We start from the raw sequence: 9726 nt of genomic DNA on the forward strand, positions 1-9726 counted from the left end.
AGATGTTCCCAAATTTACGCGGGTTGATATTCCCCCTCGTTCGCCGGGAAGTTACCGGCCGTTATCGTGGCTCCGCGTTCGGGTTGGCTTGGTCGCTGCTCAATCCGCTGTTCATGTTGGCTGTCTATACATTTGTCTTTGGTGTGGTGATGAAGTCGCGCTGGACTATTCCTGGTCAGCAAGGCGCCACAGATTCGACAGGAGAGTATGCGGTTGTCCTTTTCTGCGGATTGATCGTTTTCCAGTTCTTTGCGGAAGTGGTCTCGCTGGCACCCGGGTTGATCGTTGCCAACGCCAACTACGTCAAAAAGATCGTGTTTCCGATTCACATCCTACCCTTGGTTTCTGCGGGCGCGGCGCTGTTTCACGCAGCCGTCAGCTTGCTGGTGTTGCTGGTCTTTGCATATGCCGTCTTTGGTCATATTCCGCTGACGGTGATTTTGGCGCCACTGGCATTTGCCCCGCTGGTTGTCCTGGTGCTCGGCATCGCCTGGATACTGGCATCGATTGGCGTCTATTTCCGCGACATGAGCCAGATAGTGTCGCCACTGGTGACGGCGACAATGTTCTTGTCGCCGGTGTTCTTTCAGAGGGCGTCCCTTCCAATCTGGTTGCAGCCATGGCTTTCGCTGAACCCGTTAGCGATCCCTGTCGAGAATTTTCGCAACGTGGTTCTTTTCGGCGTGCAGCCGAACTGGCCAGCGCTGGGTTATTATTCAGTTGCAGCGATGGCGATCGCTTTTCTAGGGTATCAATTTTTTCAGAAGACCCGTAGGGGCTTTGCCGATGTCCTCTAACAAATCGGGGGCACAAGCCTCGGATATCGCCATCCGCGTATGCGATGTATCCAAACACTACGTCATGTTCGAACGGCCCGAAGACCGCTTCAAGCAGATGGTGGTCCCACGGCTGGAGCGCCTGATCGGACGTCCGCCACGTCGTTATTTTCGTGACTTTGCCGCCTTGTCCGATATTTCCTTTGAGGTTGGTCGTGGCGAAACTGTCGGTATCATCGGCCGCAACGGCTCCGGCAAGTCGACGCTGCTGCAAATTATCTGCGGTACGCTGCAGCCAACCAGCGGCTCGGTCGAAGTCAACGGCCGTATCGCTGCGCTGCTCGAGCTTGGTGCCGGATTCAACCCCGAGTTTACAGGCCGTGAAAACGTCTTCCTCAATGCATCGATCCTTGGTGTGCCCCGCAAGGAAATGGAGTGGCGTTTCGATGACATAGCCCGGTTCGCGGATATCGGTCCGTTCATAGACCAGCCGGTGAAGACCTATTCGTCGGGCATGTATGTGCGGTTGGCCTTTGCTACCGCTATCAATGTCGATCCTGATATTCTGATAGTGGACGAAGCGCTGTCGGTGGGGGACGAAGCTTTTCAGCGCAAGTGTTTTGCCCGCATAGAGGATATCAAGGATAAAGGCGGAACCATCCTTTTTGTCAGTCATGGTGCGCAAACCATCGTGCAGCTATGCACGCGGGCAATCCTTCTTGATGGTGGCGAAAAGATTCTCGAGGGGAAGCCGAAGGCTGTGACCGGCCAATATCAGCGGTTGGTAAATGCAAGTGCTGATGGTGCCGCGGAGATCCGATCGAATATCCTCTCCATCAGGGATTCATCTCCAGATGAGCCTTCGGTGGCGAAGGCCCAGGTACGCCAGCCGGCAGTTAGTAGTCCAAGTGACAGCTCCCTCTGGGCGGAACATTTGGAAGAGTCCCCCGGGGCATTCACGGATATCGGCGATTATCTCGATGACGGCATGCAATCTCAATCGATTGAGTCTCACGAAGTTCGTGGGGCACGCATTCATAGCATGCGCGTATCGACGCTCAGCGGTAAACCTGTGAACGTTCTCCGTCTTGGGCGTCGCTATGTCTTTGAATACCAAGTCGATTTTATCGCCAGCGCCCAGAATGTTGGGTTTGGAATTTGGATTCGAACCACGGAGGGTTACGGGCTCGGTGGGGCTCAAACCATTCGCTCTCCAGATCAAAGAACGAAGTCTGTGTCCTCTGGGCAATCGATCTCTGTTCGTTGGGAGTTTTCTTGCTCAATGCTTCCAGGCGTCTATTTCCTCAGCAGCGGCGTTAGCGGAACACGAGATTCCGAGCGCATCGTGATGCACAGGATTGTGGATGCGCTGATGGTAAGGGTGGCCCCTGAAGTCGGATCGCTTGCGGTAGGGCGTGTCGACTTCGGAGCACAGCCCTACCTATCAACGGTTACCTCAAGGGTTGAGGATCGGTGAACTTGTGGATGGCAGTCTGGTCGATGCGTTCGAGTCATGAATTGTGAACCAGCAGTAGCCTGGTTCCACTTTAACCGAATTGGCGAAGAACTTTGGCAATTTCAAATGAGACTGCTCGTAGGAGAATATATAACCGGCCCCCTCATTCTGCACGATTGCGAAGAATGGGGAGCCGGCTTCTGGACCATAATCGGCTTTCAGGTCGTATTGCGTCAGGTTTTCGAGATTAAATATCATCGGCTGGAAGCAGATATGAAGAGAGTTTGATCGGCTTTTTGATATCTCGCGATGTATTCTATCCAGGTAATCTCGTCTAATTAGATCGTCGCTGTCAAGTCCAATCTGTATTCGATATGGAGGTAGACCAACAACATCGCGCCAGTAAGTAAAATCGATATGGTATTCGGCCGCTCGCTCAGCATCTTCTGGCCGAATGAAGCCGTCAGCTTCGGGGCGTACGCCGAAAACTCTGATTTTATCAGAAAGGGCGAGAAACATGTCTTGGTGCCAGGGGTTGCACCAGATGGCGATCTCGAATTCTTTGACGGTCTGTGAGAGTATGCGTGGAAGCACTATAGAGCGAAAATACGCAAATCGCCAGTCAAACCGTTGATCACTTGGACCGTAATGAAACCGAATTATAAAAGCCGTATCCATCGTTTCCTGCTTAAGACCGTGAGAGGAGGATCAGGGGGCGTCAAGCCAACGCAATCCGATGTCGCAATTCGAGAGTGGCATTTTTCAAGGATCGGGAACATCGGTGACGTGGTGAGCCCTGACGTGATTGAGCATGCCTCGCGTCAGCGTACAATATTTTCCACTGACTCCAATCAGGCGAGGCTTTTTGCAATCGGCAGTATCGCAGGTAGCGCCAACTCTAGGACGATCTTGTGGGGGACCGGCCTCATGGACCCGGATCAGCAAGTGTCGCAAATCCTCGCCTCCAATGTGTATGCATTACGAGGCAAACTGACCCATCAGAGGTTTAAATCGGCGGGCGTCGATGTCCCTGACATTCCACTTGGCGATCCGGGTTTTCTCGTACCCGATTTCCTTCCCCGGATAAGCTCTGAGCAAAAGTTCCGTATGGGGCTTATTCCCCACTACGTGGATCGTCAGCATCCTCTTTTTCAGCGTCTTCTTCGCGAAGAGGGGGTGGTCGACGTTAATGTTCACGACTCACCCACCGAGTTTTTTCGTACCCTGCAGTCATGCGACGCCATAGTAAGCTCGAGCTTGCACGGGTTAATTTTCGCCGAGGCATTTGGCATCCCCAATCTTTGGATCAAGCTTTCGGATCGCGTCGTCAGGAGCGGATTCAAATTTCGGGACTGGTTCTCTCTAGCTAACCAGCCCCAGAACCAACCGTATGAACCAGCAATTGATATAGACGCTAATGAATTGGTGGCTCGTGCCACTTTGCATGACGTGCAGATCGATCGGGCGGCTATGATTTCGAATTTTCCTAACAGTCGAATAGGCGAGCTTTCGCATGACCTTGGCAAGCGCTCCTATCAGACTTTGTCATCATGCAGGAAAATGCCTTTGCCGATTTTTGTAATCTCTTACAATCGCGGGAAATTCTTGAGAGCCGCGATTGATTCATATAGGAAAATGAAAAGAAGTGTCGAAGTAATCGTGCATGACAACGGATCCGATGACCCTGAAACACTTCACGTTCTGGATGACCTAGAATCCGAGGGATGCATAATATACAAGAGAGGAAAAATTTTTAACCAAGATGAGCTCAATAACGTTGATGAAACGATTAAAGATTATTTCTCATCATGGGCCCAGCCAACGAGATATGTTGTAACAGACTGCGATATCGATCTTTCTGCCGCGAACGCCGACGCGCTCGACGTTTATGACGAGCTCCTTGATCGCTATACCTCGGTGCAATGCGTTGGGCCGATGATTCGCATCCGCGATGTTCCACACGATTACCCACTGTTTCAGGAAGTGATGAACCGCCACATTGAGCAATTTTGGCATCGCAAGCCTGAATGGGTGGAGACTTCGCATGGTCGAGTTGCCAGCATTGACGTGCTAATTGATACTACTTTTGCGCTGCACAGAGCTGGCGAGCCGTTTAGCAGAATGAAGACGGCAAGGCGTGTCTACTATCCTTTTGAAGCCGCGCACCTCGACTGGTATTTAAAGGCAGACGATTATTCGTCCTCCGCTTATTTCGAAACCTCTTCTGCGGCTATCTCCCACTGGAACAACATGGCAGCGGACAAGCTTGCGACAGATGGGCCAACGGAGTTCGGCCATTTCATCTATGTCGACACCGATGCAAATGGAGTTTTGGTTGAACGCACACAGTTCGTAGATCAGGGAGCACCTACTCCTTGATCGAGGTCTAGCCCCCGACCGCGTGCAGCAAAAAAACATCTGGCTATGCCTCGCACCTCGCAGTATGCGATACAGCACGGTGGGGGCCGGTAATGCTACTTGGAATTGTGCCGGCCACGGATGATGTTCGTGGTCGCGTGCTTTCCTGGGTGGTCGTGCCGAAAGCCCGGAGTCTAGTCCCGCCCAATGAATTCCTATCTGGAAGCTGTCTTCGGATTGAGGCCGCAGGTGCGGCGCGCCTTCATCATGGTCCAGGACGTGGTCATGGTCCTGGTGGCGGTGGCGCTCAGCCTTCTCCTGTCGCGGTCTGATCTGTCGTTCGAGGCGCTCTCCAGACAGGGGCTCGTCACCTGGGCCAGCATCGTGGTCATCAGCCATCTGCTGTTCCGCTATTGCGGCCTCTACACAACGGTCTGGCGCTTCGCCTCGACGCCCGATTTCTTCAACATCCTGAAGAGCTGCACGATCCTGACGTTCGTGCTCTACGCCGTTTCGTTGCTCGTGCGCTTCTTCCAGCCTGTCGCGGGCCTCAACGAGCGCCAGTTCATCGTCTTCTTCCTTGTCTCCTTCACCATCATCTCGGCGCCCCGGCTGTTCTACCGCTTCCTGCGTGACGGCGCGAGCTGGGGTGTCCTGAACGGCAGGGACGAAAGGGCACGGGCCAAGCAGGCACTGTTCATCGGGCGGCTCGGCGAGGCCGACCTGATCATTCGTTTCACGCGTACGGCGGACCCTGCCGACCATACCATCGCCGGCATCATGGCGACCGAGCGCGGCGCGCCGCTGGGCACGCGCATTCAAGGGGTTCCGGTGGTGGCGACCCGGCCGCGCCTGGTGGAGGTCCTGGAGGATTATGCGAGCGGCACCAAGAGCCTCGACCTGCTGATCTTCGGCAGCGGCGCCGAGCACGAGATCGAGGAATATTCCGAACTGGTCCGCGTCGCGCGTCAAGGCGACATAGCGGTCGTGCAATTCTCGGGGCTTTCGCAGCTCGGCCAGGAGGGAAAGCTCGTTCTCGATGCCGTCGAGATGGAAACGATCCTGCGCCGCCCCACGGTGCCGTCGGACATCGAGCGCATCGGCGCCTTCGTCGGCGGCAAGCGCGTCCTTGTCACCGGAGGCGCCGGGTCCATCGGGCGGACGCTGGTCAAGCGATCGCTGGAGTTGGGAGCCGAGGCGGTGCTGGTCGCCGACAATTCCGAATTCGGCATCTTCCAGTTGAGCCAATATGTCGACGAGAAGCACCATGACCGCCTCAAGGTCCGCATCGTCGACGTCGCGGACCGGCGCCAGATGACGCGGGTCGTCACCGAGTTCAAACCAGACATCGTCTTCCATGCCGCCGCGTTGAAGCACGTGCCGCTGCTGGAGGAGAACTGGGAATCGGCCATTCAGACCAATGTCTTCGGCACGTTGGTCTGCGCCGAGGTTGCCGCCAAATGCGGCGTGGCGCAATTTGTCATGGTCTCGAGCGACAAGGCCGTCGATCCGACCTCCGTGCTTGGCATGACCAAGCGGGCCGCCGAACAGATCGTCAGCGCCTTGCATGGCACGCCAGCCGGCGAACCGGGTGGGCGCTGCCCCGCCACCAAGTTCATCGCTGTCCGCTTCGGCAATGTGTTTGGCAGCAACGGCTCGGTGGCGACCATATTCCAGGCGCAGATCGAGGCAGGTGGTCCGGTCACCATAACCGACCGGCGCATGACGCGCTATTTCATGACTGTCGCCGAAGCCGTCGATCTCGTCATCATGTCTGCGGCCGATGCCGCGTCGCGGCCGGCCGACCAGGACTACGCCGTCTACATGCTCGACATGGGCAAGCCCGTGCCGATCCTCGAAGTGGCCGAAACCATGATCCGCATGGCGGGAAAAAGCCCCTATACCGACATTCCAATCCGCTTCACGGGCATCCGTCCGGGTGAAAAGCTGCACGAGACCCTGCACGGCGAAGACGAGGAACTGGTCGAGCTCAGCATTGCCAAGATTTTTGGCCTGAGCACCGATGTCGCGCAATGGTCGGACGTCCAGGCGGCACTTGCCGCGCTGCAGCAATCCATGAAGAGCCAGGACAAGGCGGCTTCGCTCACCATCCTGGCCGATCTCGACCGCGCGACGAAGACAAGGGCGAACGCGCGCCATGACGCGGTCCCGAAGACGGCCGGGCAGGCGAGCTAAAGCGATTCCAGGAAAAGTGCGCAGCGGTTTTCCGTCCGGAATTGCGTGAAGGCAAGAGATGAGCAATTCCAGGAAAAGTGCGCAGCGGTTTTCCGTCCGGAATTGCGTGAAGGCAAGATGAGCAATTCCAGGAAAAGTGCGTGTTTCGTGGCTCGGAAAACCTCGCGCGGCAAGGCGTTTGACATCAGTGGGTAAGACAGATCCGCGCATTGCGGTGCTGATGGGCACGATGGACGGTGCCGCCTTCATCGACGAGCAGATCCAATCGCTGCACGCGCAGTCGCATCCGCTGATCGATCTCTGGATATCCGACGACGGCTCCGCCGATGGCACGATTGCCATCATCGAAGCCTGGAAGCCCCGCTGGACAAAGGGCCGGATCACATTGGTCGATGGGCCACGAAAAGGCTTTGCCGCCAACTTCCGGTCGATGATCATCGATCCTCGCATTGACGCTGATTGCTACGCCTTCAGCGATCAGGATGATGTCTGGGAGCCTGACAGGCTTGAAAGCGCCCTTGGCTGGATGCAGGCATTCGACACTGACATTGCGCTGATGAGCTGCTCGCGAACCGCGACCATGACCGAAACCGGCAGGCTGGTTGGCCATTCGCCGCTGTTTAGCCGTCCGCCGTCGTTCCGCAACGCGCTGGTGCAGAGCATCGCCGGCGGCAACACCATGCTGCTCAACCGCGCGGCGCGCGACCTGTTGGCCAGGGCCTCCGCGCACACCGGCTTCGTCAGCCACGATTGGTGGGCTTACCTGATCGTTACCGGTGCGGGCGGCGTCGTCCGCTACGATCCGCGGCCCTTGGTACGCTACCGCCAGCATGCGGCAAATCTGGTGGGCGCCAATGCATCGTGGCAGGCGCGGATTTCGCGGCTCAGTCGCCTGTTCAAGGGCCAGTTCGCGGACTGGACCGATGTCAATCTTGCCGGGCTTGCCGTCAATCGCGATCTCCTGACCCAGGATGCGCTGGCGTGCCTCGACCTGTTCGCAAACGGCAGGCGCGGCGGCCTTTTCCAACGCCTGGGCGCTCTGCGCGAAAGCGGCGTCTATCGACAGACTTTTGCTGGGACCCTTGGGCTTTATCTCGCCTTTGCCCTGGGGCGTATCTGAATTTCGGGGAGCGCGTGGCGTGCTTGGTCAGGACGCGACCTCATGCTACGCCGCCCGGATGGATGGGCTGTGTTCGCGGTTGCCGCGTAAGCCCTGGCAGGGAGCCCATCGGCCACTCATGAAGACAGCCAAGAAAATCTTCGATCTCGCCGGTGCGGCCGTGCTGCTGGTGGCAACCTCTCCCATTCTATTGCTCGCCATTCTTGCCGTCCGGATATCGTCGCCTGGCCCGGTGATTTTTTCGCAAACGCGGGTTGGCCGGGAAGGGGCGCTCTTTCGCTGCCACAAACTAAGGACGATGTACCAGGGAACGCCATCCTTGCCCTCGCATGAAACACCCGTGAGCGCCGTGACATCGGTTGGAAAGGGCTTGCGGAAATTCAAGCTCGACGAGTTGCCGCAACTCTGGAATGTCCTGCGCGGCGAAATGAGCCTGGTCGGGCCGCGACCCTGCCTGCCGACCCAGACGGAATTGATCGAATGCCGCGGGCGGTTGGGTGTTTTGCAGGCTCTGCCGGGGATGACAGGCTTGGCCCAGATCAGGGGCATCGACATGTCGAACCCGCAACTTCTGGCCGAAACCGATGCCGCCTATCTCAGGACCGCGTCCTTCTGGCTCGACCTTCGGATTCTGTTTGGAACGCTCTATCGTGGCTGAGCAGTCGCGAACCAAGCGGTCTTGGATCACGTCAAACAGGAAGTCCTGGCTTCCGGAGCCGCGCTATCTCGGTCAGCCGCTCCAGCGTCTCGGTTTCTGGCGCCCAGCCTTCCGAGGCAAGCAGGGAAGGGTCGCAAATCTGTGTCGCGGTCAGGCTGTCCCAGAACCTTCGCTTGCCAAGCAGAATGGCGGCTGCCCGCATCGGTCCGGCCGGCATTGTCACCAGGCGCGCCGGCCTCCCGAACCCAAGGCGAAAGGCACCGATGATGGTGGCGACGGAAACCGGCGGCACGTCGCTGGCGGTGTAGACCGGGCGAAGCGGCTGAGGATGGCAAAGCAGATGCCACACGGCCTGCGCCGCCGATTGCGATGACAGCAGTGAGCGGTTTGCCGTCAGCGCACCTGTCGGCATCGGCAGGGCCGTGTCGGCGAGCCGCATCAGCGTCGCCAGGTTTCCTTTCATGCCGATGCCGTAAACCGGAGGCAGGCGCAATATGACGGCATCGGACCGGCCATGCGAAGCATAGGCGCCCAGCACGGCAATTTCCGCTTCGCGTTTGGAGCGTCCGTAGGCGTCTTGCGGCTCGGGGACCGTTTCTTCGTCGATCATCGCGCTGGCACCCGCGCCGATCACGGCCCGGATCGAGGATATATGGATAAACCGTCCGCTTGCCTGAGCGGCGGCGGCATGCGCCAGCCGTGCGCTCAATTGCGCATTGGCTGCTCGAAAGTCGGGTTCGGTGGCATTGCCCCGGTCATTGTTCAGACCCGCGCAATGGATGACATCAGTAACATCCCTGGTCAGCGCCAGGAAGGCGGCGGCCGACGCATCGAAGCCGGGCATCGGTATTGCGTCGGAACCCGGATCAAGTCGCTCCGGTTGGCGCGAAGCGACGCGAAGCTCGACACCGGCCTCACGAAGTCGATGGACCACCTGGCGGCCGATGAAGCCCGTCGCGCCCGTAACCAGGACTTTCATTGTCTTGCCCACACCGTCTATCGGGCGGCTGGCGGAGGTGCCAGGCCTTCCACCCCTGATGGAGCGGTTTGGCCTTTCGCGGGTGGTACCGCGTCGGCCTCCACCCTGTTTGGACCGGAGACATCGCGAACAGGTGTGCGAGGACATCGCGAACAGTTTTGCATCCTATCGAACAAGGGCATT

The 9726-nt window shown here is 57.7% G+C and carries 8 protein-coding genes; 6 read left to right on the forward strand and 2 right to left on the reverse strand.

What is annotated here, in order from left to right:
- Window positions 1-2 precede the first annotated feature (2 nt).
- Together FJ948_RS28720 and FJ948_RS28725 are read left to right on the forward strand one after the other, a co-directional pair.
- The gene (locus FJ948_RS28720) at window positions 3-797 is read left to right on the forward strand and encodes an ABC transporter permease (RefSeq protein WP_140710457.1); all 795 of its coding nucleotides are present in this window, start codon (window positions 3-5) and stop codon (window positions 795-797) included.
- Window positions 787-2253: an ABC transporter ATP-binding protein gene (locus FJ948_RS28725; protein WP_140710459.1), complete on the forward strand. Its 1467-nt coding sequence runs from the start codon at window positions 787-789 to the stop codon at window positions 2251-2253. The genes FJ948_RS28720 and FJ948_RS28725 overlap by 11 nt, the downstream gene beginning before the upstream one ends.
- Here FJ948_RS28725 and FJ948_RS28730 read toward each other — a convergent pair.
- Complete coding sequence (locus FJ948_RS28730) at window positions 2233-2910, reverse strand: glycosyltransferase (RefSeq protein WP_140710461.1); 678 nt, start codon at window positions 2908-2910, stop codon at window positions 2233-2235. The two genes, FJ948_RS28725 and FJ948_RS28730, sit on opposite strands and share 21 nt — an antisense overlap.
- Here FJ948_RS28730 and FJ948_RS28735 point away from each other — a divergent pair.
- From FJ948_RS28735 to FJ948_RS28750, 4 genes are all read left to right on the forward strand, one after another.
- Complete coding sequence (locus FJ948_RS28735; RefSeq protein WP_140710463.1) at window positions 2881-4611, forward strand: polysaccharide pyruvyl transferase family protein; 1731 nt, start codon at window positions 2881-2883, stop codon at window positions 4609-4611. The two genes, FJ948_RS28730 and FJ948_RS28735, sit on opposite strands and share 30 nt — an antisense overlap.
- A gap of 186 nt (window positions 4612-4797) precedes the next feature.
- Window positions 4798-6786, forward strand: a complete 1989-nt coding sequence (locus FJ948_RS28740; protein ID WP_181173867.1) for a nucleoside-diphosphate sugar epimerase/dehydratase — start codon at window positions 4798-4800, stop codon at window positions 6784-6786.
- 187 nt (window positions 6787-6973) lie between these two features.
- The gene (locus FJ948_RS28745) at window positions 6974-7906 is read left to right on the forward strand and encodes a glycosyltransferase family 2 protein (protein WP_140710465.1); all 933 of its coding nucleotides are present in this window, start codon (window positions 6974-6976) and stop codon (window positions 7904-7906) included.
- 118 nt (window positions 7907-8024) lie between these two features.
- Complete coding sequence (locus FJ948_RS28750) at window positions 8025-8564, forward strand: sugar transferase (RefSeq protein WP_140710467.1); 540 nt, start codon at window positions 8025-8027, stop codon at window positions 8562-8564.
- Window positions 8565-8595: 31 nt separating this feature from the next.
- Here FJ948_RS28750 and FJ948_RS28755 read toward each other — a convergent pair whose 3' ends face one another.
- On the reverse strand, window positions 8596-9543 hold the full coding sequence (locus FJ948_RS28755) for an NAD-dependent epimerase/dehydratase family protein (RefSeq protein ID WP_140710469.1): 948 nt from the start codon (window positions 9541-9543) through the stop codon (window positions 8596-8598).
- Between the last annotated feature and the right edge of the window lie 183 nt (window positions 9544-9726).

It is taken from the genome of Mesorhizobium sp. B2-3-12 (genome assembly GCF_006442205.1).
Classification (GTDB): domain Bacteria; phylum Pseudomonadota; class Alphaproteobacteria; order Rhizobiales; family Rhizobiaceae; genus Mesorhizobium.